At 40.0% G+C, this 25,144-nt stretch carries 16 protein-coding genes; 5 read left to right on the forward strand and 11 right to left on the reverse strand.

Annotation, left to right across the window (positions count from 1 at the left end):
• Window positions 1-44: 44 nt before the first annotated feature.
• Complete coding sequence (locus R2Q66_RS22575; RefSeq protein WP_316753473.1) at window positions 45-2,180, reverse strand: response regulator; 2,136 nt, start codon at window positions 2,178-2,180, stop codon at window positions 45-47.
• Between the two features lie 135 nt (window positions 2,181-2,315).
• A complete protein-coding gene (locus R2Q66_RS22580) occupies window positions 2,316-3,062 on the reverse strand; it encodes a hypothetical protein (RefSeq protein WP_316753475.1) in 747 nt (248 codons plus the stop codon).
• Between the two features lie 89 nt (window positions 3,063-3,151).
• Here R2Q66_RS22580 and R2Q66_RS22585 point away from each other — a divergent pair, with 89 nt between their 5' ends.
• Window positions 3,152-3,640, forward strand: a complete 489-nt coding sequence (locus tag R2Q66_RS22585) for a GNAT family N-acetyltransferase (protein WP_316753477.1) — start codon at window positions 3,152-3,154, stop codon at window positions 3,638-3,640.
• Window positions 3,640-4,119: a MarR family winged helix-turn-helix transcriptional regulator gene (locus tag R2Q66_RS22590; protein ID WP_316753479.1), complete on the forward strand. Its 480-nt coding sequence runs from the start codon at window positions 3,640-3,642 to the stop codon at window positions 4,117-4,119. Before R2Q66_RS22585 ends, R2Q66_RS22590 begins: the two co-directional genes overlap by 1 nt.
• Before the next feature lie 7 nt (window positions 4,120-4,126).
• On the opposite strand, the gene pepE is transcribed toward R2Q66_RS22590, so the two are convergent.
• From pepE to R2Q66_RS22620, 6 genes are all read right to left on the reverse strand, one after another.
• Window positions 4,127-4,828, reverse strand: coding sequence for a dipeptidase PepE (pepE, locus tag R2Q66_RS22595; RefSeq protein ID WP_316753481.1), 702 nt, complete (start codon window positions 4,826-4,828; stop codon window positions 4,127-4,129).
• Window positions 4,829-4,921: 93 nt separating this feature from the next.
• A complete protein-coding gene (gene purL / locus R2Q66_RS22600; RefSeq protein WP_316753528.1) occupies window positions 4,922-8,587 on the reverse strand; it encodes a phosphoribosylformylglycinamidine synthase in 3,666 nt (1,221 codons plus the stop codon).
• 326 nt (window positions 8,588-8,913) lie between these two features.
• Window positions 8,914-10,407: a RagB/SusD family nutrient uptake outer membrane protein gene (locus R2Q66_RS22605; RefSeq protein ID WP_316753483.1), complete on the reverse strand. Its 1,494-nt coding sequence runs from the start codon at window positions 10,405-10,407 to the stop codon at window positions 8,914-8,916.
• A 12-nt stretch (window positions 10,408-10,419) separates the two neighbouring features.
• Window positions 10,420-13,866, reverse strand: coding sequence for a TonB-dependent receptor (locus R2Q66_RS22610; RefSeq protein WP_316753485.1), 3,447 nt, complete (start codon window positions 13,864-13,866; stop codon window positions 10,420-10,422).
• 213 nt (window positions 13,867-14,079) lie between these two features.
• Entirely contained in the window at window positions 14,080-15,228 is a 1,149-nt protein-coding gene (locus R2Q66_RS22615) for a FecR family protein (protein WP_316753487.1), read from the reverse strand.
• 84 nt (window positions 15,229-15,312) lie between these two features.
• The gene (locus R2Q66_RS22620; RefSeq protein WP_316753489.1) at window positions 15,313-15,903 is read right to left on the reverse strand and encodes an RNA polymerase sigma factor; all 591 of its coding nucleotides are present in this window, start codon (window positions 15,901-15,903) and stop codon (window positions 15,313-15,315) included.
• A 323-nt stretch (window positions 15,904-16,226) separates the two neighbouring features.
• On the opposite strand from R2Q66_RS22620, the gene R2Q66_RS22625 reads away from it, so the two are divergent.
• On the forward strand, window positions 16,227-17,510 hold the full coding sequence (locus R2Q66_RS22625) for a divalent metal cation transporter (protein ID WP_316753491.1): 1,284 nt from the start codon (window positions 16,227-16,229) through the stop codon (window positions 17,508-17,510).
• Between the two features lie 81 nt (window positions 17,511-17,591).
• On the opposite strand, the gene R2Q66_RS22630 is transcribed toward R2Q66_RS22625, so the two are convergent.
• Window positions 17,592-19,391, reverse strand: a complete 1,800-nt coding sequence (locus tag R2Q66_RS22630; RefSeq protein ID WP_316753493.1) for an erythromycin esterase family protein — start codon at window positions 19,389-19,391, stop codon at window positions 17,592-17,594.
• A 177-nt stretch (window positions 19,392-19,568) separates the two neighbouring features.
• On the opposite strand from R2Q66_RS22630, the gene R2Q66_RS22635 reads away from it, so the two are divergent.
• Window positions 19,569-20,627: a sensor histidine kinase gene (locus R2Q66_RS22635; RefSeq protein WP_316753495.1), complete on the forward strand. Its 1,059-nt coding sequence runs from the start codon at window positions 19,569-19,571 to the stop codon at window positions 20,625-20,627.
• Window positions 20,624-21,307 carry a LytTR family DNA-binding domain-containing protein gene (locus tag R2Q66_RS22640; RefSeq protein ID WP_316753497.1) on the forward strand — a complete coding sequence of 228 codons (684 nt, stop codon included), beginning with the start codon at window positions 20,624-20,626 and terminating at the stop codon, window positions 21,305-21,307. Before R2Q66_RS22635 ends, R2Q66_RS22640 begins: the two co-directional genes overlap by 4 nt.
• 65 nt (window positions 21,308-21,372) lie before the next feature.
• Here the strand turns inward: R2Q66_RS22640 and R2Q66_RS22645 are convergent, their stop codons facing one another.
• Both R2Q66_RS22645 and R2Q66_RS22650 read right to left on the reverse strand, forming a co-directional pair.
• Window positions 21,373-24,033, reverse strand: coding sequence for a carboxypeptidase-like regulatory domain-containing protein (locus R2Q66_RS22645; protein ID WP_316753499.1), 2,661 nt, complete (start codon window positions 24,031-24,033; stop codon window positions 21,373-21,375).
• Window positions 24,034-24,036: 3 nt separating this feature from the next.
• Window positions 24,037-24,846: a GLPGLI family protein gene (locus R2Q66_RS22650; protein WP_316753502.1), complete on the reverse strand. Its 810-nt coding sequence runs from the start codon at window positions 24,844-24,846 to the stop codon at window positions 24,037-24,039.
• Window positions 24,847-25,144: the final 298 nt, after the last annotated feature.

Below are 25,144 nucleotides of genomic sequence, written 5' to 3' on the forward strand. Positions count from 1 at the left end.
TGCGTAATTTACAAAGGCAAACCAGGCGGTAGCCCCTTTTTTGATTATTTAAGGTAATCCAGTATTTTCTCCATCAATTCGGACTCTGTAAAAGGCTTCACGATATAATCATTTAGGCCGGCCGAAAGGTAACGTTCATGAGAATCGCTGCTGATTTGTCCGGTAATGGCAATAACCGGCAACTGAGATTTCTGCTCATCTTCCAGGGCACGAATCCGCTTAGTCAGCTCAATCCCATCCATTTCAGGCATCTGAATATCTGTAAGCACCATATCATAGCGGTTAGACTCCAGAAAGTTTAATGCTTCCTGTCCGTTATGTGCCGTATCAAAGCTGATTCCGATCTTTTTAAAGATCATTTTGATCACCAGCAGATTCATATCAGAATCATCCACCACCAATAAATGAAGGTTCTTAAAGCGGTCGCTATTGATCACCGTAGATTTTTGTTCGTCCAGTTCTTCGCTATCTTTTTCGGCAATCACATAAGGGATTTCCAGCGAAAAGGTAGAGCCTTTACCCAGGGTACTCTCTACAGCGATTTTACCTTTATGCATTTCTATCAGTTTCTTGCTGATGGCCAATCCAAGACCAGAGCCTTTTTGCCAGTCGCTACGGTTAGAATTGATCACTTGTGAAAACTCATTGAAGATCAAAGGCAGGTTTTCCGCAGCAATACCAATACCGGTATCCTTCACTTTCAGGAGCAGGGTAACGTGTTTTTCATCTGCTTTTTTAACGCTCACCAGGATACTTACTTTCCCTTTATCGGTAAATTTAATCGCATTTGCGATGAGGTTCATGACGATCTGTTTCAGTCGGTACGGATCCCCATCCAGCAATAAATCCGGTGCATCATCCATCATCAGTTCTAAGGACAGGTCTTTTTCATCTGCCAGAATCCTTGCGGTTGCTGCGATATCTGATAAGATCTTTTTATAGCGGAAGGGTGTTTTAGCCAGAGATAACTTTCCGGTTTCCAGCCTGGAGAAGTCCAGCACTTCATTTACAGCAGACAACAACATGGAAGAAGAATTGTCGAGGAGCTTAGACATCTGCTGCTGGTCTTCATTTAAAGGCGTAGATTTCAACTGTTCAGATACACCTATAATTGCATTTAGCGGCGTTCTCATCTCGTGACTGATGCTGGTAAAGAACCTGGATTTGATCACGACCTGTTCTGCTGCCAGTTGATTGGCCCTTAAAGTCTTATCATAAGCCCTGTAAAGCTTCCACATCAAAAGAATAATCGAAAGATAAGAAAGTACACTAATCCAGAAGTTAATCTGTCTGGACCTTCCTATGGCGTCCAGGGAAGTATTGGCCCTGCTTTTTAAAATTGCTTTTTTCAGCTCCGCATTCACGCCTTCCTTGTTTCTAAACTCCTGAAACAGGCGTTTTATATTTTGAAAGATATTTTCATTTAACTTCAGAATCTCTTCTTCTTTTTTCGTTAAAACATTGCGGTTATTCTTTAAATCTGCCAGAAGCTTGATATAGAATTGCTCCATATTTTCCAGCTGTTTCTTATTGTACGATTCTATATCAGAAGCTCTTTGCTCATACGTCACCTCTGTTTTCAATCGCCTGGTAGAATCTTTAGGTCTTTCTTTATTTTCAATGGCATTTTTCAGCCTTCTCAGCAGTTTTTGCTTAGGCACAGGAGCTGTAACAACAGATTCCTGAACCTGCGTCACTTTCTTTAGCATTGGTTTCGGATATGCCTGAAATGTTGGTTTATCTCCGGTGATTTTCAGCAATTCCAGTCCTATATTGACGTTATTTAAAGAGTCTGTGAGTTTTTTAAGCTGACTATATAAAGTCATTTGTCCTCTTTTATTTTTCAAATCGCCAACAATACTTCCTGAAATATCACTGCTATCGGTTACGGAAAGGTCTTTCAGCAAACTGGAAATCAGCGTAATATCCCTGGTATATTTCTTCAAATAGGTGGTATCCCATAACGTGGTGTACATCCTGAAATTATTTTCAGCGGTTTGTAAACTCAGGGTGATGGTATCGAGCTTGGAAATCCTTAAACTATTATCTTCTAACTCCTTAAGACTGGAAACAAGGGTAGATTGTTGTCCACGCTGGACCACAGAATTTCGAAACAAAAAGCCTATGAATAAGATAATGACTGCGGAAATGAGAAGGAAAGAGCGTTGTTTATTTTTCATTGATAAAAAAAGATCAATATAAATTTCGGCCGGTTAGGCGGTGGTAAGTACGATACTCAAAGTTAAACATAATTTATAACAACGCTAAAACAACCATTTAATTATAGCCTTCAGCTATTAAAAGGCCATAAATACTTAATTCCGACCCTTACAAAGCATAAAACCCAGGATCGGCTGACACTTTTCTGCACAAGATTCATAAAAACCAGCTTCTACCCGATGTCCGGATGCCGTTTCCTTTCCCCAGAAAAATTCCGCAATACTTAAAGGTTTCAAACCATGTGTAGCAGCATAATCCAGCAATTTTGGTGCGCAGCAGTCTCCCGTACCTACCGGAATTCCCTTTTTCAATTGAAAAGCCTCCTCCAGACTACGTTTCTCCCCCTTAAAATTATGAAAGGTATACAGCGCATTCAGTTTGGCAAGAATCCCATGCGAGACCAGCCTCCTTTCGGCCAGTTTCAAATACCATTCCTTAGATTCCTTCCGGAGGCTGTCTATTAAATCTGTTAAAGGATGAAGGTCCAGATTCCCCCGCTCTACCGTAGCTACAAAAGCATGTTCATCTAGCAGTGGTGGTACCCAACCGGCCACATTCCAGACGCCATTATGCCTTGAAGAGAAGGCCCGAAGGATCACTTCCTCTCCCTGAGCATCTTCACAAACCAGGATCCCGAACATTCGTCCCCTCATTTTCGTATATAAAATATCGGTAGATAAACGGGGATCGGCAAGTTCCAACGGCACATCAAAATCTATTCTTTTGTGTGTAGCAAGTTGAGCCATTAAGGCCTCACAATGTGGGATAGCAAGCGCAGAAGGCAATTCGTGAATTTCTCCACAATCATTGCAATAACCAAAACAGGACATATAATTCGACAAGGATACAAAGATAAGTAAAAATATAAGAATCGATTTGGATATATGTAGTCAACTACGTAGTTTTGAACCGTACAATAAAAAAGAAACAGATGGAAGTACAGATAACGCAAATAAAAAATGAATCTGCAGCAGCAATCATCGACCTGGTTTTACCGATTCAGCAAATCGAATTTAAGGTAGCGATTACCTTAAGCGACCAGCCGGATTTACTAGACATAGACAACATATATTATAAAAACGGTGGTGCTTTCTGGGGCGCAACATCGGAAGGCAAGCTATTAGGCACCATTGCCATGATTAAATTCAGCGAAAATGCCGTTGCTCTTCGCAAGATGTTCGTAAAAAAAGAATTCAGGGGAAAAGAGCTTGGCCTTGCCCAGCGTTTACTGGAAAACCTGATCATACATTGCAAAAACAACGGAATTGAGCATCTTTACCTCGGAACAGTTCCTGTGCTACAGGCTGCCCTTCGTTTTTATGAACGCAATGGCTTTCAGAAAATGGAAAAAGCAGACTTGCCGGCACAATTCCCATTGATGGGTGGAGATTCCGTATTTTATCAGTTATCCCTAAAATAATGAGCGTCATCGACGAACTTGGTATCCTGGCCCTTTCTACCCGCTTACAGCGCTTGAGTGAACAACTCCGGAAAGACGGTGCCTTACTCTACAATACCTATGAAATTGATTTCGAACCGAAATGGTTTCCGGTGATTTATACCCTTCACCACAAGCAGCCATTAGGTGTCGTAGAATTGGCCACGGAAATCGGTTATACCCACCCTTCTACCATCAGTTTGCTGAAAGAACTGGAAAAGCAAAAGCTCATCGGCTCTAAAAAAGACAAGAAAGATGAACGCAAAAGGCTGATCCAGCTCACCGCTAAGGGAGAAGAACTGATTCTCAAAATGCAACCGGTATGGGCACTAATGACCCAGATCTTAACCGACATCACCAACACAGAAAACAACCTGTTGAAAGCGATGACGGAAACAGAAGAGAAATTAAAACAGCTGAGTTTTATACAGCGGGCATTACAAAAAGGAACTGCTGAATAAGCAGCCTTTAAAACTTCAACAGGGAACCTGATTCCAGTTCATAAGGCGCCATCCCGGCAAGGAATATTCTGGAAGGTTTACTCCCTTTTGTACGAACCACCGTACCTTTTACACTTACCCAGCTCCCCTCCCGAAGTCCAACAACCGGTGTATCGTTAAACACATGAAACTCTTTGATTCTCGTTTCTCTGGTTTCTCCGTTATGCGTACTCGCAGGATCAGGGTCCAGATAATGGGCATTGATGTTAAAAGGAACCAAGCCCATCGTGGTAAAATCCGAAGGATAAACAATCGGCATATCGTTGGTGTTTTTCATGTTAATACCGCCAATATTACTCCCTGCACTGGTTCCCAGATAAGGAATTCCACTTTCTACCTTTTTCTTCAATACCTCCATCAGGTTTAAATGATGCAGTTGTTGTACCAGTAAAAAGGTATTTCCCCCACCGGTAAAAAAACCTTCTGCCTCTGCTATTGCAGTTTCCGGCTCCGGAAAAGTATGTAATCCGCGTACCTTAATCCCTATCGTTGCAAAAACTGACCTTACCTTTTCCGTATAGTCATCATGACTGATACCTCCGGGGCGGGCGAAAGGGATAAATACAATTTCAGCAGCACCGGCAAAAAAGCCAGAAAGCTCCGGCAACAGGTAAGCAAGATATTCTTCTCCAAATAAGGTAGAGGTGCTGGCAAGCAGGACATTCTTCATAACGATCTTTTTAAAAGGTATTGCGAAAGTAGCAATCCTAACCGTATAAACGAAAAAACGCCTCCAGAATCAAATCAGGAGGCGTTTAAAATGTTATTTAGATTTGCTTTCCAGCCATTGTCTGGCATTTACAAAAGCTTCCATCCATGGAGATACTTCATCTTTACGTCCTTTCGGATAGTTAGCCCAATGCCATTGGAACAACGAACGTTCAATGTGTGGCATCATGACTAAGTGTCTTCCGGATTGATCACACATCATTGCGGTGTTGTAATCAGAACCGTTTGGATTGGCAGGATAAGTTTCGTAAGCATATTTTGCGACGATACCATACTGATCTTCCGCATATGGTAAAGAGAATTTACCTTCACCATGTGAAACCCAAACGCCTAATGTACTTCCGGCAAGGCTGGATAACATCACAGAATTGTTTTCCTGAATGGTTAATGAAGTAAAGATACTCTCATGTTTATGACTATCATTGTGCAGCATTTTAGGTTTTTCTTCATGATCCTTGTTGATCAATCCCAATTCTACAAACAACTGACAACCGTTACAGATACCTACAGAAAGCGTATCCTCACGTTTAAAGAAGTTTTCTAAAGCTACTCTTGCTTTCTCATTGTATAAGAATGCACCAGCCCAACCTTTTGCAGAACCCAATACGTCTGAGTTAGAGAAACCTCCAACAGCACCGATAAACTGGATATCTTCTAAAGTCTCACGACCAGAGATTAAATCTGTCATGTGTACATCTTTCACGTCGAAACCTGCAAGGTACATGGCATTTGCTAGTTCACGCTCTGAATTACTTCCTTTTTCTCTTAATACCGCAGCTTTTGGTCTTGGTTTTGAAGCATCAAAAGAAGGTTTTTTACCATCAAACTGTAATGGGAAAGTATAGTTTAAAACGTGGTTTTTGTAGTTATCAAAACGTTCTTTTGCTTTAACCGGACCAGCTTGTTTCTGATCTAATAAGTAAGAAGTTTTGAACCATACATCACGTAAATGATCAATATCAAAGCTATGGCTGCTGCCTGCGTTCTTAACCGTTAATACCGGCTCAGATTTCACGATACCAATTTTATGGTAAGCCACACCCGCTTCAGCTAATAATCCTTCTACAGATGGATCAGCCTGGAATACAATACCAATATTTTCTGCGAACAACACTTTAATCAAGTCATCATTGCTCAATTCAGAAAGATCGATGGCAGCACCAAGGTCTCTGTCTGCAAAGCAAAGCTCTAATAACGTAGTGATTAAACCACCGCTACCGATATCATGACCTGCCTGGATTTTACCAGTTTTGATCAATTGCTGAATCGTATTGAAAGTATTTTTAAATTGAGCTGCATCAGTTACATCCGGAGTTTCATGACCAATTTTGTTCATGATCTGCGCGAAAGAAGATCCACCTAATTTATAAGTATCATTTGATAAGTTGATGTAATAGATAGAACCACCGTTTTTCTGAAGAACAGGCTCTACTACTGCGGTAATGTCATCGCAATGACCACCAGCAGAAATGATTACCGTACCCGGAGCAATCACTTCTCCGTCCGGATATTTCTGTTTCATCGATAAAGAATCCTTACCGGTAGGAATGTTAACACCCAATTCAATGGCAAATTCCGAACATGCTTTAACCGCTTCATATAAACGGGCATCTTCACCTTCGTTTTTACAAGCCCACATCCAGTTGGCAGAAAGCGAAACGCTATCTAAACCATCTTTTAACGGAGCCCAAACCAGGTTGGAAAGCGATTCAGCAATGGCGATACGGCTACCCGCAGCAGGATCAATCAAAGCAGAAATTGGTGCGTGACCGATTGAAGTCGCGATACCCTCTTTTCCCTGATAATCCAGCGCCATTACACCACAGTTGTTTAATGGCAATTGTAATGGACCAGCACATTGTTGTTTGGCAACTTTACCACCTACACAACGGTCAACTTTATTGGTTAACCAATCTTTAGAAGCAACCGCTTCCAATTGTAATACCTGCTCCAGGTAGGTATCTAATTTATTGATATCATAAGTAACAGGTTCGTATTTCCTGTCGATAGTTTTATCTTCCATTACCACCTTTGGCGAACTGCCAAACATGTCTTTCAATTCTAAGTCCATTGGTTTTAAACCTGTAGATTTAGAAGCGAAAGTAAAACGGTGATCGCCGGTTACTTCACCAACAGTATACATTGGGCTGCGTTCACGTTCTGCAATTTTATGTAGAATATCGATGCTGTCTGCGCCGATAACCAATCCCATACGTTCCTGAGATTCGTTTCCGATGATTTCTTTCGCAGAAAGTGTAGGGTCTCCAACCGGAAGTGCATCCAGGTCGATCAATCCACCAGTTTCTTCTACCAGTTCAGAAAGACAGTTTAAGTGACCACCAGCTCCGTGATCATGAATAGAAACGATAGGGTTAATATCACTTTCTACCATACCACGAACGGTATTAGCCGCTCTTTTCTGCATTTCCGGGTTAGAACGTTGGATCGCATTCAGCTCGATACTCGAACCTAATGCACCAGTGTCAGCGGAAGAAACCGCAGCACCACCCATACCAATACGGTAATTCTCGCCACCTAAGATGACAATTTTATCACCTGTACTTGGTTTATGTTTTAAAGCCTGATCCGCTTTACCGTAGCCAACGCCACCAGCAAGCATGATCACTTTATCGTAACCTAACCTTCTACCTTCTTCTTCATGCTCAAAAGTAAGCACAGAACCGGTGATCAGGGGTTGACCGAATTTATTCCCAAAATCGGAAGCACCATTAGAGGCTTTGATCAGAATATCCATTGGCGTTTGGTACAACCATTTTCTTTCTTCAACACCAGCTTCCCAAGGGCGGTTTTCTTCTAATCTCGACAGGGCAGTCATATATACTGCAGTACCAGCAAGAGGCAATGAACCTTGTCCGCCTGCTAATCTGTCTCTGATTTCTCCACCAGCACCAGTTGCAGCACCGTTAAACGGCTCAACGGTAGTCGGGAAGTTATGTGTTTCCGCTTTAATAGAAATTACGGATTCAAAATCTTTTACCTGGTAATAATCAGGCACATCTGCTCTTTTCGGAGCAAATTGCTGTACTACCGGACCTTTTACGAAGGCAACGTTATCTTTATACGCAGAAACAATTCCGTTAGGATGAGCTTCTGAGGTATGGCGAATCATTTTGAAAAGCGAATAAGGTTTTTCTTCTCCGTCGATCACGAATCTTCCGTTGAAGATTTTATGGCGACAGTGTTCAGAGTTTACCTGAGAGAAACCAAATACTTCTGAATCGGTTAATTTACGACCCAGGTTTTCAGCTAATTTGTTTAAGTAATCTACTTCTTCATCGCTCAATGACAAACCTTCCTGCTTGTTATAAGCAGCGATGTCAGAGATTTCCAGAATGGATTCTGGTTGTACGTTAGTCGTAAATACATCCTGACCTAGTCCTTCATATTTTTGAAACAACATGTGATCAAAGTCCGAAGCATCAGCAGTTACGGTTTCAAACTCCTCGATACGAACGATACCATGAAGGTCCATATTTTGAGTTATCTCTACCGCGTTTGTGCTCCATGGGGTTACCATTGCTGCCCTTGGGCCAACAAAGAAACCACTTAAGGAAGTTTCGGTTTTAACTTTTGCGCCTCCAAACAGCCAACTTAATTTTGAAATATCAGCTGGTGTAAGGCTTCGGTTTACTTGCAAGACATAAATCCTGGCAGATGGGGTTTCGAAGAAAGAGATCATATTCATAAAGTGCTGCAAAGATACTTTAAAAAGTAATAATGATGCAATTGAAAAAGACTAAAATAACAACAAACCTTGGATAAAAACAGGTAGATTACCTCAGTTATGACCCTGATCTGTTCATTTTTGCAGCCTAAACGGAGTCTTTCCCCTTGGTTGTCGGGGCCCTGGCCGGGCCAGATCCCCTTCCAACGCCCCGACAAAAAAGCGTCAACCCGCCCATATCACTCCCGAACTCCAAAGCCCAACCTACCTAAAACAAGGGCACATAAAAAAGGCTGCCTTCTCTTTGCAGAGGGCAGCCTTTGGTAAAAGTATAAAGTTAACTATGGATTTTGTCCGGCAGGACCGATTGCTTTATTCGCATCGATTTCTGCCTGTGGAATAGACCATTGCCATTCATTACCACCAGCGGGAACGCTTAACACCCCACTAATTGCTAATGTTGCATTACCACCGGTTCTGTCTACTGGTAAATTCAGACGTTTCAGGTCGAAGAAACCAAATCCTTCGCCCCAAAGCTCCACTCTTCTTTGAATAAGAATTTCATTCAATAGTGCAGCGCCTGTATTGGTAGACAGTACATAACTGGCGTTACGGTTTTTAGCCAAAGTAAACAAAGCATTTTGTGCATTGATATTTTCTCCGGCATTACCTTCTACTGCTAAATGCGCTTTTGCTTCTGCTTCGATCAGGTACATTTCTGCAACCCTCATGTTCACTACATCACCAACACTTGTGGCACCGGCATTGGTAAATTTACGTTGCATATAAGTAGATCTGATCCCTTGAGGAGGGATCGGAAAAGACGTATTTGTTCCGGTTGGATCCCAAAGGCCTTTACGTACGTCTGTTGCCGCAATCTGATTAAACAAGACCGAATTGATACGTTTCGGATTACTTCTATTTGCAGTAGAAGCATAAGTTCCCATGTAAGCAAAGAAAGAAAAGAAGAAGGTAGTCTGATCTTCTTGTTGTGCACTACCCCACATCCACTCTGTATTGCCCAGGCTATTAAAGCCTTTCAGGTAATCTGCGTTGCTCATTAATGGATATCCGGCTCTGGCCTCTACTGCATTTTGCGCAGCAACAGCCCATAAACCTTGTGCTAAGGCAACTCTCGCTTTTAACCCTTTGGCTACACCAAGATCCAGGTGTGATTTTGTAGGTCTTGCCTGTGCTCCTGTCAATGATAAAATGGAAGCATCAAGATCTGCATTAATCTGCTTGTATACCTCCTCTACTGAGGATCTCGGTAAACCTGCATCTAAAACAGAGCTGATTTTGATTGGTATTCCGGCCTGGGTATTGGCAGCTCCTTTATCGTAGCGTTTTCCAAAAGTCTGTACCAGCACAAAATGTGCCCAGGCACGATAAGCTAAAGCTTCTCCTTTAATTAGTTTTTTACTTGCTTCTGGTCCTTCAGCTGCATCAATACCATCAATGATCATATTGGCATTTTGGATGATCCTGTAATAGAAGGTATAGAAGTAGTTATTAGTACCATTGGTTGCATTTTTATGCGACACCCATTTATAAACGTTATGGGCAGTTGTGCTGACTGAATTAACCAGGTCATTTCCCATATAATCAACATTCATATTCACCGAACCCTGTCCACCTTCTTCCTGTCTGGAATATTGAATATACAATGATCTGTGGATCCCGTTTAGGGCAGACATAGCATTGGTGGTGGTCAGAAAAACCGCTTTGGTATCAACCAGGTTTGTTGGTTGAACATCTAAATATTCTTTTTTACAGGAGCCAAAGGACAAAATGAGCACGCCCAATGGTAAATATAGTTTGTGTAGATTTTTCATGTTTGTCTTATTTTAAAATGTTGCACTTAATCCTAAACTCAATACCCTCGACGGCGTATAAACATTTGAATTTGTTCCGTTAAAGTTCTGTCTTGGGTCAAATCCTTTACGTTTAGACCAAAGAACCAGGTTCTCACCTGAAGCAAAAACATTAAGGTTGTTTAATCCAACACGTTTAATAAATGTTGGTGGCACTGCATAGCTTAAATTTACTGAACGCAGATCCAGGTAAGAAGCATCGATCAGGAAGCGTGTTGAAGTCGCATTACTTAAAGCAGATCTACCAACATCCAATCTTGGGGTATTAGACTGATCACCAACCTGTTGCCAGCTTTTTAGGGCATCCACATGTAAGGAACCTCCGTAAGAACTGTAAGACATCAGTCCCTGATAGTTAGCGTCGAATGATTTACCTCCTACACCATAGTTCATTTGTACGGAAAGTGACAATCTTTTATAACGGAAGGTATTGGTAAAACTACCATCAAAATCAGGCAATGCAGTTCCTGAATAAGCAAACAATGCATTGTTGGTGTTAGTTGTGTAATTCTGACCATCAATTGTTCTAAGATCCGCTGGTGCAGCAGGACTTGCAGGATTGATCCGGTACAAACTAGAACCATCACTTGGATCTACTCCAGCCCATTGACGCAACCAGAACTGATAACGGGAAACACCTACAGCCAGTTGTTTTGTACCATCAATAAATGTTGGCACATCATCAGGCATTTTGGTGATCTTGTTACGGATCATGGTCCAGTTGACATTCAATCCCCAGTTAAAATCCTGAGTTTTTACAATATCCCCACCAAGTTGAATCTCGATACCTTTATTGCTCATATTTCCGATATTCTTAGAAATGGTACTATCAAATGTGGCTCCGTTTCCAATACCGATACCGCTAGACAGCGCCAATGGCACTCTAAACAATAAATCTGTAGAACGTCTGTCGAACACTTCAAATGAACCGCGTAATCTGTTTCCGAAGAAGCCAAATTCAACCGCTGCATCAACTTGTGTATTGGTTTCCCAGGTCAGATTAGGGTCTGCAACGTTAGCCAGCAGAATACCTGGTTCAGAACCATTGTTATAACCCAATCTATAGAAGTCACCTGATGGGTATAAAGAATCCAATCCGTCATTACCTAATGAACCGTAAGAAGTCCTTACTTTTAAATAAGACAACCAACTCACATCTTTCAGGAAGTCTTCCTGACTGGCAAGCCAGGCTGCACCGATGGCATAAAAATTACCCCATCTGTTTCCAGGACGCCATTTAGAAGAACCATCCGTTCTAAAGGAACCTGATAAAATATATTTCGAATCATAATCGTAATTCAATCTGGCAAAATAGGCCTCTTTTTTATAGGTATCCGTATAAGAACTCAGGTCTGTAGTGGTGGCAAAGTTAATCAGTTCGGTGTTACCATCCAGAATCTGACCGTTCCTTGCTCCAGTTAAATATTTGTAGTTATAACTGTAGTTGTTATGCCCCAATAAGACACCAAAATTATGGTTATCAATTTTTTTAGTATAGTTTAATAACTGCTCAATAGTATAAGAAGTCGTGGTGGTAGAAGTATTTCTGGCTCTGCCATTCGGCGCACCATCACCCACAATTTTATTCTGATAATCATTGAAGAAATAATTGTTTACATCTACCCCAAGGTTAGTCGTAAATTTAAAGTCTTTCAGAAAGGTAATTTCTCCATAAGTCCTTGCGCCCAATACATTTCTTTTGATTTGTGTAGTATTCAGTAAAGTTTCCTGCAGAATATGACGACCAGGGAGTGCACCTGAAGGTCTGTTAGGAATACCTAAAGTTCCTTGTAAACCACCGGTATCATAGATTTTCTGACCTTTCTCATCTAAAATAAAGTCTCCTGTTGTCGGATCATGAGCATACACCGGGTAAATTGGTCCGATACTTCTGGAGAAGTTAAAGGGGTTTACAATACTGCCGGAAGTCTCCGCATCAGCCTGATTAGACTTTATAATATTACCAGAAATGTTCAATCCTGTTTTAAACCAGGTTAATGGCTTAGAGTTGACATTGATTCTACCACTGATTCTGTTATAATCAGAACGGATAATGTATCCTTTTTCATTCAGGTACCCCAGGGAAACATAGTAATCAGATTTCTCAGAACCGCCACTCACGGCCATGCTGTAATCTGATCTCACTCCATTTCTCTGCAAACCATCTAACCAATCCAGATCGCCTGGATATTTCAATTGTGCATTTGGGTTTAATACCCCATCAGTACCTACAATGGTCTTATCAGGAACGTTAAAAGGATTATTCATCAACAAGGTTTTGATGTCATTTGTAGCCATGGTATTGGCTGTAGCAAGAGGTAGTCCTGTTCCGGTAGTCGGATAAACCAAGCTATTTCTGTAAGCCTGCCATGCTAAAGGATAATACTGATAAGCATCAACCGTTTCATATTCAGGAACACCTCTGGAAGTTACGCCTTGCAAACCTCTGAAAGTTACCTGTTCCTGATGTGCTCTACCTTTTTTAGTCGTGATCAGGATCACGCCATTGGCAGCACTGGAACCATAAAGGGCCGATGATGCGGCATCTTTAAGGACACTGATACTTTCGATATCTTCCGGGTTAATACTTCCGATGTTTCCATCATACTGGATACCATCCACTACATATAATGGATCATTGGAAGCATTGATGGATCCAAAACCACGCAAACGGATAGAAGGGCCAGCACCTGGCTGTCCGCTACCGGCATTAACCTGAATACCTGGTGCAGCTCCTGCTAAGGCAGTTAATACATTGGTTACCGGTCTTTTGGTCAGATCTGCTGCATTTACACTGGCAACAGCACCTGTAAAAGCAGATTTCTTAGAAGTTCCATACGCTACGTTGATCACTACATCGTTCAATGCTTTTGCATCTTCAGACAGTTGAATATCGCCCAGATTTTCTGTCGCTTTTACTTCTTTTGGAACATAACCCAAATAAGAAACCACCAAAATGGCTCCTTTTTCTACGTTTTTAAGTAAGAAACTACCAGTAGCATCAGTACCAGCGGCTTTAGAGCCAGATTTAAGCTTCACAGAAGCACCACCCAGAGGAAGTCCCTTCTCGTCCAGCACACGACCACGCACATCAATGTCCACAAGGGCAATTTCTGCTGTACTTTCCTCTTTATTTCTGATGATCACGATATTGTTATTTACCGCATAGGTTAGGTCCTGGTTGGCAAAACAAAGGCGAAGCACCTCTTCCAGTGTAGCACCTTTTACATTGATATCGATAGGTTTAGCCGTACGGATCAGTTTGGCACTACCCAAAAAACCATAACCGGATTGTATTCTTATTTTGTTAATAATTTTCTCGAGAGATGCGTTTTTCTCAGACAAAGTGATTCGCTGAGCATATCCACTGGCACTTACATGAAGTATACCTATAGACATTAAAATGATAATCAGCTTCATAATTCTTATGAATTGAATAGGTATATACGCCGACGGCTTACCCCTAAAAAGATGGTAAATAATCATATATTTGATCGTTTGGGTTTAATTGATTGAGTTGTTTGTCGCAATAAGATGGGTTCTCCCGAACAAAAAGATAATTAATTATCGGAGCCGTTTGTGTTGGTAGCACAACGGCTTTTTTTTGTGGGATCCCTATGATGTTAAGTAGCATTATTTCATCACAATGATCCTCCTTCCTTCGATCTTAAAATGAACTTGTTCTGTTTGTTCAATAGCGTCCAAAATGGAAGAGACGTTTTTACTGCGGGAAACTACGCCGAGCAGAGAAACCTCAGAAGGGTTAATTTCATATACAATTTCCACGTCATACCATCGGGCTACTTTTCGTAATACACTTCTGAGGTCTTCATCATTAAAGACAAAGTTTCCGTTTTTCCAGTCCAGCACATCGTCTACATTTACTTCTGCTACCTGAATCTCTTTTCCCGGGGCAACGGTACTTTGTTGTCCGGGTTTAAGCAGCACTCCTTTTCCTGAGGATACAGAGACTTTTACCGATCCTTCCATCAGACTCGTACGTATGTTGGATTCATCAGCATAAGAATTCACATTAAAATGTGTGCCTAAAACTTCTATGAATTGTCCGGAGTTTTTTACTTTGAAAGGATGCGCTGCATCTTTAGCTACTTCGAAATAAGCCTCTCCTACCAGCTCCACCGTTCTATCCCGGTTTACGAATGACACCGGATAAGTAATTCTTGAGGCTGCATTTAACCAGACTTTTGTACCATCGGGCAATATCACTTGGTATTGTCCACCTTTTGGGGTTTCAATACTATTCATTGCCGTTAATGCACCTTTTGAGTTCCCTGCCTGATCGGCTATTTTATAAACGATATGCCCTTCTGCATTTTTACTGATCTCTATGCCGGATTCTTTAGCTAAAGTTCCTATTCCTGCATCGGTTAAGGTAATTTTCTTACCGTTTGCGAGGGTTAAATAAGCTTTATTTCCACCCGGAGGAATGTCGTTTTTAGCGAACTTATTCTGCGCTTTATTGGGCGCTTTACCCGGGTCCTGTTTAAAATGAAGGAGAATCCCTACGGAGAAACTGATGAACAAAATGGCAGCAGCGGATATCCTTGACCACAAACGGACAGTTTCTCTGCTAAAATTTAAGCTGGATTTTAAGTTCTGCCAAACATCAGATTTGGCCTCTAACAGTTCTTCTTCGGCAATTTCATGATCTGAGGGAATATGCTGCGCATACCAGGTTTCGAGCAACGCGAGTTCTTCTGAATTACAGGTTCCGTGATGGTATTTATGAAGTAATTCATTGAGATCAGCTTTTTTCTGCATAAGTTCTAAAAAGCATTTTCTGAGCTTCCTAAACTATAGACCTTTAAGACCGGGGGTATGGGGGTAAATATTTTATATTATTTATCAAAAAAATGATAATAAATAACAGAATATCGTCAGAAGTGTCATTAGACCTATTTTAACTCTCAAAATTTTAAGTGCATTTTTAACATGGCTGCGCACAGATTGCTCCGTGATGTCCATTTTCTCTGCGATTTCTTTATAGGTGTAGTTGTATTTTCTACTGAGTTCGAATGCTGTTCTCATTTTTGGTGGCAACAACTGGACTTCCTTTTCAATAATTTCGGCAAGCTGACGCTCCCGCACTCTATGGTCGGTCAGTCCTTCATCCGGCCTAATCAGGATCACCTGTTTTGCCGCATAAGCGGTCACCACATTTTGATGTGCAATGATTTTTAAGATTTTGTTTCTGGTTGCCGTATAGAGATAATTGGAAAGATTTTTATCAATAATAATGACTTCTCTTTTCAGCCATAAGTCTTCAAACAGCTCATGAACCACATCTTTTGCCTGTTCCTGATCACGGAAACGGTTATAGGCATGCTTGTATAATAGTCCAAAAAAACGCTCATAGATTTCCCCAAAAGCCCGATGGTCTCCGGAATGGAGTCGCTCTGCCAGATCACTATCTGAAAGGTTCTGGTAAGAGATCATTATTTAGTTGAGGATAAGATTTAGTTTATAACCCAATATTAATTATTTATTAGCTTATTGTATTATATTTTTTACAAAAAAACGTAATACTGACCGAATATAAAAAGGATAGAAATTTTTAGGTAAAAAATGTTTAGGTTTCTCTGGTTTTGAGTTGTACAACTAAATAGAGAAAAATCAGTCAAATATAAAGTTCTCCTTACTTCCTCATTCCAGAACCCGATACTTCATCAAAGGAAATACCTGATTTTATTAAATTAGGTAGTATATTTAGTTAACAGCATTTCCCAATTCGCTTTCTACCTATGGCCTTAAAACACAATATGAAATTCCGGATCAGAAAGATCAGAAAATTCTTTAGCCTTTTAGGGCCCGGACTGACTACCGGTGCTGCTGATGATGACCCTTCGGGCATTGCAACTTATTCGCAAACAGGTGCGCAATTTGGTTACGGACAACTCTGGACAGCCTTGTATATGCTCCCTTTCATGACAGCCGTTCAGGAAGCCTGCGCCAGAATCGGTCTGGTGACCGGAAAAGGCATCGCCGCTGTGATCAAAGAGCACTATAGCCGAAAGGTACTTTATGCGGTAGTAGGCCTCGTTGTAGTAGCCAACACCATTAATATCGGGGCAGATATTGGCGCTATGGCCGCAGCCGCGCAACTGTTGGTTCCGGTTCATTTTGTACTGCTGACTTTCTTTTTCACGGCAACGATCCTGTTGCTGGAAATTTTTACCAGTTACCGCGCCTATTCCAGAATATTGAAATGGCTCGCACTCGCCCTGCTCGCCTATCCGATTACCGCCTTCATGATCGATCAGCCCTGGTCTACGGTGTTAAGGGCAACGGTAGTCCCGCATTTTGAGTTTTCATTTGATTTTCTTTTTATCATTACCGGAGTATTCGGCACCACCATTACACCTTACATGTTTTTCTGGCAAGCCTCCCAGGAGGTGGAAGAAGAAAAAGAAAAAGGTTTCATCAGGGACGGGAAACCCAGGATTGGCTGGCCAAATATCCACGCCATGAGAAAGGATAATAATATAGGAATGGTGATCTCGGAATTTACAACCTGGTGTATTCTTTTAGTTGGCGCAACCGTACTGCACAACAGCGGTATTACCGATGTAAAAAACGCTGCCGATGCCGCGAAAGCACTGGAACCGCTGGTACATTCTTTTCCAAATTCCGGTTATCTGGCTAAATTAATCTTCTCTATAGGGATCATTGGCCTGGGTTTACTCGCCGTGCCCGTACTTTCAGGCTCTGCAGCCTATGCCGTAGCCGAAGCGTTTGACTGGAACGCCAGCTTAAACCTCAAGCTTAAAAAAGCACATGGCTTCTATGGCGTCATTATCCTATCAACATTTATTGGCCTGTTCATCAATTTCATCGGCATAGATCCCGTGAAAGCCCTGGTTTATACCGCCGTAATGAATGGCGTCGCTGCTGTCCCTTTGTTGTATCTGATCGTTAAAATCGCCGCAAGCGACAAAATTATGGGCGAATACAAAAGCGGATGGTTATCGAAAACCTTATTGTGGGCCACGTTTTTCATCATGGGGGCCGCAGCAGTTGCCTTGTTTTTCACGATCTGGCATTAGTGTTATTTTGAAAAGCCAGCTGTTCTTTACCAAAGCCATACCCAGATAAAGAACAACCGCTTTCTAAAATTAGAAAAAGCTTTATTTCAAAAGAGAAGTACTGGCAGAAGTCTGGCGAAGAAACACAAGCCCATCAAAGGATTGTTTTAGCGTTCCCTGGTATTTGTAATGATCTTCATTTTCGAAAACATAGCCCATATCAAACTGCCTCATTGGCGTATCTAACCAGGAAAAACCGGCAGACTGTGGCTTAACATTTGCCAGATTCAGGAAATAATTAGCTGGTTTACCCTGAGCCAGGATATATTCGTAAGTCCCTTTATATGCCGGTTCAATAGCATAAGACATCCATTTTTTCTGCTCATAATTTTCTGCAGCCATGTAGGTTCCACCTGCACTGGTAATGGATATCGGAAAATAATCAGCCGCAAATTTTTCCTTTAGAAAAGTGCCCATTGATTTTAATCCGCCAACACCGACACTAGCAATATGTGCGTTATGTGCCCAAAGCAACACCTTTTCCTTCGGATGAGATGCCAGGTAAACAATTAGATTGTCAGCCATATACTCATCTCTGTTTCCGTAAAATAATTTAGTTTCTACCCACTGGCGACAAACTCTCGCATAACTTTTCAATTGAAAAAGCTGCTCCTCATTAGCTATCTTTTTTCTTGCTGTCAGAATCACCAAATCCAGGGAATCCAGTTGTTGCTTTAGCTTATTTCCTGCGTCCACTCTTTTTGGATCATCCATAGGCTTCCTGCTTAACTTCAGTGCTGCTTCCAGGGATTTATCCAGGTTGATGGTTTGCGCAAGGATTTCTTCGCTATGCGACCTGCCATAATCCCTCAACATTTTACCGGAGTTTTTTAGGTTAAAATCCTCGCTATCTATGCCTATAAACCGAATCTTAACTTTGTGTTTTAGGTTATAATCCTGTATCCAGGTAAAAAGCTCCAGCATCTGTTCCGTTTTCCAAAGCTTGTAAAAGGGCATCCTCAAAAGACTATCCTTTAAAGCCGCTGAAGGTAGATTAAGCAGGCGGTTCATCTGATCACAGGTGGAGATCGCCTCTTCCAGTACGATGGTTGTAAATCCCTTTTCCTTAATCAGATAATCTATCAGGCGAATCTTAAATTTCCCAGCCTCACTCGTTCCATGTGTTGGCTCACCCAATGCCACTATTCTTGATGCTTTTATAGCATTGCCGACAGGCACTAAATCTTTAAATGAAGCACTGCGATCAAATGACTTGCACTCAGAAAGATTCGAGGCCAACCACTTTAAACTTTTCTCATCTGGCTCTTCATACAGGCTTTTTGGATCCTGAACTTCTACCCCATCTACGATCAGACTTAAATCATCCAACCAAACTGTGCCGCCCGATTTCGTTTCAATACCGTAGTAGAAACCAACCCAATCCTCGCCTGCCGGAGGCGTATAACTGAGGCTCAACTTCTGCCAACCCTTATTAACTGGCCCCTGACCATACGAATACACGATTTTTGCCCCATTAACGAGCTGTATAAAAAGTGAAACCGTGGAGTCAGGAACTTCCTCAGTTTTTATCCATCCGGTAAGTTGAATCGTTTTGAGTTTTGTGGAAGACATTGCCCCAAATCTATTTGCGCCAAGACCTGCTTTTTCAGTATCCGATCCGCGCTTTGATCCATCTAATTGCAGCGACTGCTTACCTGACCGAAATACCTGATTGCTGATGCCTATTGCAAACTTGCCACCTGCATCATCAGCAATCCAGTTTCTGGGCATCCCCTTGTTATCCGACAATTCAAAGCCACCATTAACGGTTTCCTGAGCATTTGCAGCTACGTAACCGAATACGATCAAAAGAGAAAGGACTAAAGCATATAGGTTTTTCATGTTTTTAAATTTAGTTTCTGTTACAAATGAACCTGAAAACAAGGAGTTACACCGGATTTATTCGGCAACAGGAATCTTTCGCCAGATCAAAATCAAGCTACTTTCATTCATCGTGAAAAATGCAGCTTTCGTCGGGGAAGCCTGGATTAATTCAAATTTTTAAACGATTTTAGTTCTGTGCAAAAAAAGAACGTTTTCAATTTCCCGCTAATCTTCGAAGCCATGATCTGGCTTTTTTACGTCGGTTTTTACAAGTATTCCAATTTAGTGGAGCATGCGAACCTTCCCAAGGTAAAAAATGGGTACTTCCCATACCACCAAATCGGGCTGTATGCGATTGTCTCTACTTTATACCTGATCCCCTATTACCGCTGGGCTGTTCCAAAATTGCTTTACCTCAGACGGTACCTACTGCTTTTCCTGTTAACCTTAGTCGTTTTCGTGTTTATAGCGACTTACAACAACATTGGGATTGCCTGGATATTTCTGCAGTTTACCTCAAATGAACCGGTAAGTGCTTTTTTCAAAATGCAATCCGCAGGCTTCTTTATGGATTGGAATATGATCATGACCGATTTCATTGCCTTTCTCAGCATTGCCTTTTCCCGTTTCTCCTATCAGAATGAACGCGAACGTGCTGCTATCGAAAAGGACCATCTGGAATTACAACTAACCATGCTCAAGAACCAGCTGCAACCCCATTTCCTTTTCAATACCCTCAACAGCCTTTATGGAATGAGCCTGACGGGTTCAAAAGATACGCCCAGATTTATCCTCCTGCTTTCTAATATGATGCAGTATATTCTTTATGATTGTGATCAGCCAATGGTTTCTGTGAAGGCAGAACTCGAATTTATGAAGGGATATTTTGAACTGGAACAAAAGAAATACCCTGATGCATCAATTAACCTATTGATTCATGAATTTCCACAGGATCTGGAAATCCCGCCCATGTTACTATTACCCCTTATCGAAAACAGTTTCAAGCATGGAAAACATAAGGTAGAAAACAACAGTTCGGTCTATGCTGAATTTATGATCAAGGATCAAAAGCTCGAATTTCTGATCACAAATGATAAACTATCCAGCCTGCCTTTTCAAATGAAAAAACTACCTGGTGGAATTGGACTGGTCAACATCAAAAAAAGACTGGAGCTCTATTATCCGGGCAAATATGAACTGCTGTTCACTGAAAATGACCTATCTTATTCCGTGAAACTAATTATCACTTTATGATCTCCTGCATTATCCTTGATGACGAGCCTTTTGCGCACCAGGTATTGGAACATTACATTGCACAAATCCCTGATCTCGTCCTCACTGCAAAGTTCAGAAATGCGGTAGAGGCTTTTGAGTTTCTGGGGAAAAACACGGTCAACCTGTTGTTTCTTGATATCGAAATGCCCCTGGTTACCGGTCTCAATTTTCTGGCTGCGCTGAAAGAGCCGCCAACAACTATTTTCACCACCGCTTATAAGCAATATGCCTACGAAGGATTTGAACTCCATGCGGCAGATTATCTGCTCAAACCTTTTTCTTTTGAACGTTTTGAAAAGGCAATTGATAAAACCGGATTGTTATTGCCTGATAAGATAGTCCATCAAACCATTGCCATTAAAGACGCCAGCGGAATCATCAACCTCAGACAGGACGAAATCTTATACATTGAAGGGATGAAGGATTACATCAAAATCACCACCGCAGCGCAAGTGTATACGATATACCATACATTGAAGGCCATGCTGGACAAACTTGATCCTGCGCTCTTTCTGCAAGCCCACCGCTCTTTTATTGTCAACAAGGCACATATCAGACGGCTGTCACAGGAAATGTTGGTGCTCTCTGACCAGACGTTTATTCCGGTCGGTAAATCTTTTAAAAAGGAGCTTTTGCTGGTGTTAAAAAATGAGGGTTAACTTAGTACACTTTAACCCGAATAGTCTAATAAATAAAAACTGGAAGTAGTTTCAGATTTATTGGTTTAAAATCTAAATGAAACATTTAGTAATAAGGTAAGTGGTCTTAGCCAAAAATCATTGGATGAAACTTGTAATCCATCAATATCAGTGATGATAAATCTTCGTTCGTTAAAAATATTCACGGCTTTAAACCCGACATCTGTTTTTGTTTTCTTTATGGTGTAATTCAATTTAGCATCAAAAAGAATAAACTTATTAGAATTCCCATTATTGCTTTGATACAAATGATTAACCTCAGCCTGCAAATAGAAGTTTTCATTTACATTATAGGTAGACTGCAGTACGGTACTAATAACCTTGTTCACACCCGTAATGTTGTTTTTTAAAGAAATATTCTTCGTAAGAGAAGTTAGATAGTTTACACTCAATTCCGTATTAAAGTACCAAACAGGCTTGGAATTGATCGAAGTTGAAAAATTATTAGAAATGCTTTTTAATTTAGTAACAACGTTATTTTGAACTTGATTATAATCTAGAACCGAACCACTATAACCTGCCTTTATAGTTGCTTTGATTGGAAAAATATACTTACTAAAGTTTGATAAAACTAACAATCGATTACTCAAATTATCAAAATACTCCTGTTTGGTCAGTAACATACCCGAATTAAAAATAGTATTGGAAATAATAGGAGAATAGCTTTTTGAGTAAATAATCGCGGTATTGAAAAATATTATTTTTATAGGATTTCTATACGAAAAACTTAAAGATATGGAGTTGAAAGCGCCAAACTGGACTTCTTGATTATTTTGGGACAAAACCCTATAACTGTGCAATATACCGCCAAATAAAAGATCCTGTGGAGTAGGAATATTAGTTTCCCTTCTGGCAGCAACTAATAATTTCGAATATCTTCCCAATTCTAAATTAGCTTTAACTTCAGGATGAAAAGAAAATCTGTCTATAGAAATAGATTTAGTCAAAATCTCATCATCATAATTTATATCACGCAAGACCACTGGCAACCTAATTGATAAGTTCATTTTGTTGGTTCTATAATCTACAGAGGGGCCTATCTTTAAACGCTGTTGAAACCAGTTTAAATCATTTAGAAACTTATCACCAGGCAACGTAGTGCTGTTATCTGTTTGTGTAAGGTTAATACCAGTTTGATAATTAATATTCTCCAAAAAATATTCCGCCTTTATAGCGGTTGTAAATTTCTTAATTTGCCTTGATAGTGAAAATATAGTGTTGCTGGTAATTGAATGCTGCTTTGCATATTGATCCGCTTGCCTAAAATTTATATTATTGTTTAGCAACCAAGGGTAAATACCATAACCAATGCTTAAGTTCTCAGGATTAGTCGAGTATTTTATGTTTGAGGAAACTTCAAATAGATATTGTTTTTTATTCGCCTTTAATAAAAATTCATTTTGAATGGTTCTATTATTCCTGCCCAGGCTCTGTCTAAAATTCGTCAGTTCATTTTCTATGTTCGAAGTTCCGTTATCTAAATTTGATTCAAAACTTAATCGGTTTTGAAGATAGAATTTACTCGAATTGTTTAAATATGTTGAACCAAAGAAGAGTGCTCTACTTTTTAAGGAATTTATCTGATTTTCATATTGTTTGATCGTATCATTTTGCAAATAAAAAGTGTTAGTGCTTTTTGTATCAGTACCAATTTTATTTGGTAACCAATATAAGTTAAACCGAATGTTTTTGGTTTTGCTAATTGGAAGTAAAAAGTTTACAGCAGCTAGATGGCTTATATTATTAGTATAATATTTAAATGGTAATAACGGATTTGGCAAACTTGTAAACCCAAGTAAATTCGTGACATCCTTATCTTTTGATTGTGCCCATGGTGCATTGGTATTTTGGGTTTGTACCTCAGTATTTAAATCCGCACCAATATTATTAAAAGCGTAGGTATTGATAAATTTAATTTTACGCTTAAATGCGAGGGCGTTTACCCTTGCTTCCCCTGAATACAGAGGTAAGCCTCCAGAAATATTTCCTGATCCAAAAACTTTAAGCCGGGCACTTTCCTTTAACTTTATATTTAAGGCTCCATCATCACTAAACACTTTATTTTCCAACATTTTAACAGGCTGATGGTTCTCCAGAACCTGCACGGCCTCAACTGCATCTAAAGTAATAGTATTTGATGCCAAGGCATATTTTTCGCCCAGGAGGTCGTCTCCATCAATATAGAATTTGTTTATTGGTCGCCCGTTATAGCTAATTGTTCCTGATGGATTTACAGTAATTCCAGGCAGGTTCCTGATCACGTCACCTATGGTTCTATCCTGGTTTCTACTAAATTGTTTAACGTTATAATTAAGGGTGTCTCCATTTTGAGTCAACATATTTTGAGCTTTCACTTTAACCTCAGTTAAATTAATCTCCCCCTCAGTTAATTTGAAATTATACATGAATATTTTATCTGAAATTACCTTTTCTTCATTATTAAAGCCAATGTAGGATGCTCTAATAAAAACATTACTCATACTTGGTAAAGTAATGATGTAATTCCCCTGCTCATCGGTAATAAAATAGGCAATCAACCCCTTTGTTGTGCTATTGTTAACGGATACGGTAACATCTTTTAAGTTTTTTCCTAAAGCATCCTTTACGTTTCCATTTATTTTAAATTGTGCCTTGGTATTAAATGAACAAAATAAAAGAACAAAAAATACCTTAAAAAACATGTTCATGCACTAGTTGTCTTTTAACTCCACTGGGTTAGATGGTTTCTTAGGCTTGAAGTTTCCATTTCCACCACCAGCTGAGATTTTTAGCCCTGATCCTGCAGCTGCTGCACTAGAATTGATGAATCCCATGGGGTCACTTTTAGCAACTGTTTCCATCTGTAAGTAATCCTTTTTAGTTGTTTTAATGGCTCCTGGTGGTTCCAGGTTTATTTCACTTATTTTTCCGTGGTTTTTCTCTATTCCCGCAAATAAAAACATCACTTGTTTTTTTGTATCGTAGGCTTCTAAGACCAGGCCAGGCAAACCCAATAATTTCCAGGGAGCACCCGTTAATGGCAATTCGGTCGTAAACCAGGCATAATAAACACGCCCCTTATAATTGCCTTCAGCTTTTGTACAATTTATATTTCCAATCTCTTTAACTTCCGAAGTAATTTTCCAAATAATATTCGGGTAAGCATCCTCGTAGTAATATTGTTTAATCAAACTTTCTTTAATGATTATTTTTTTAGCAGCCTTATCTGTTAATATTTGGGTAGCTGTTGTTTTCTTTCCTCCAGTATTTATAACAAATCCTCCGCCTGATTCTATTTGTTTTAATCTAAGGGAATCCTTTTTTTCCTGATCGGCACTGAAGTACTGATTAAGCGATTTACCAACGTAAAGCATCATGTTCTCTTCTCTATAACTATTTTGTTGACTGGTATCAGTCATGTGTTTAAAAGTGTAAAACACTTTATTAATAACATCATCCTTTTGCTGGGCAAATGTGTTTATTGTTATTAATACTAATACAATAGTGATAAATGTTTTCATAGTTTATTTAAATTTACAGGAGATGCTATGATTGGGCGAATAAAATTGTTGAATGCGACTTTCTATTTCATAAAACACTACACAAGTACTTTATCGATTAGATAAACTGCAACCAAATAAGTATTTTTATTTATATAAACGTATAATTATTAAATATATATTTATTTTTAGTAAATTAGATAAAAAAATATAAATAATTATTAATTCCATTACACAATCAGTATGGATATAATTGTAAACGCATGGTTCATAAAACCACTTTTAAATTAAGCAGGAACCCATGTTAGTGGTAAGCATA

It is taken from the genome of Pedobacter gandavensis (genome assembly GCF_032677645.1).
Lineage (GTDB): Bacteria > Bacteroidota > Bacteroidia > Sphingobacteriales > Sphingobacteriaceae > Pedobacter > Pedobacter gandavensis_A.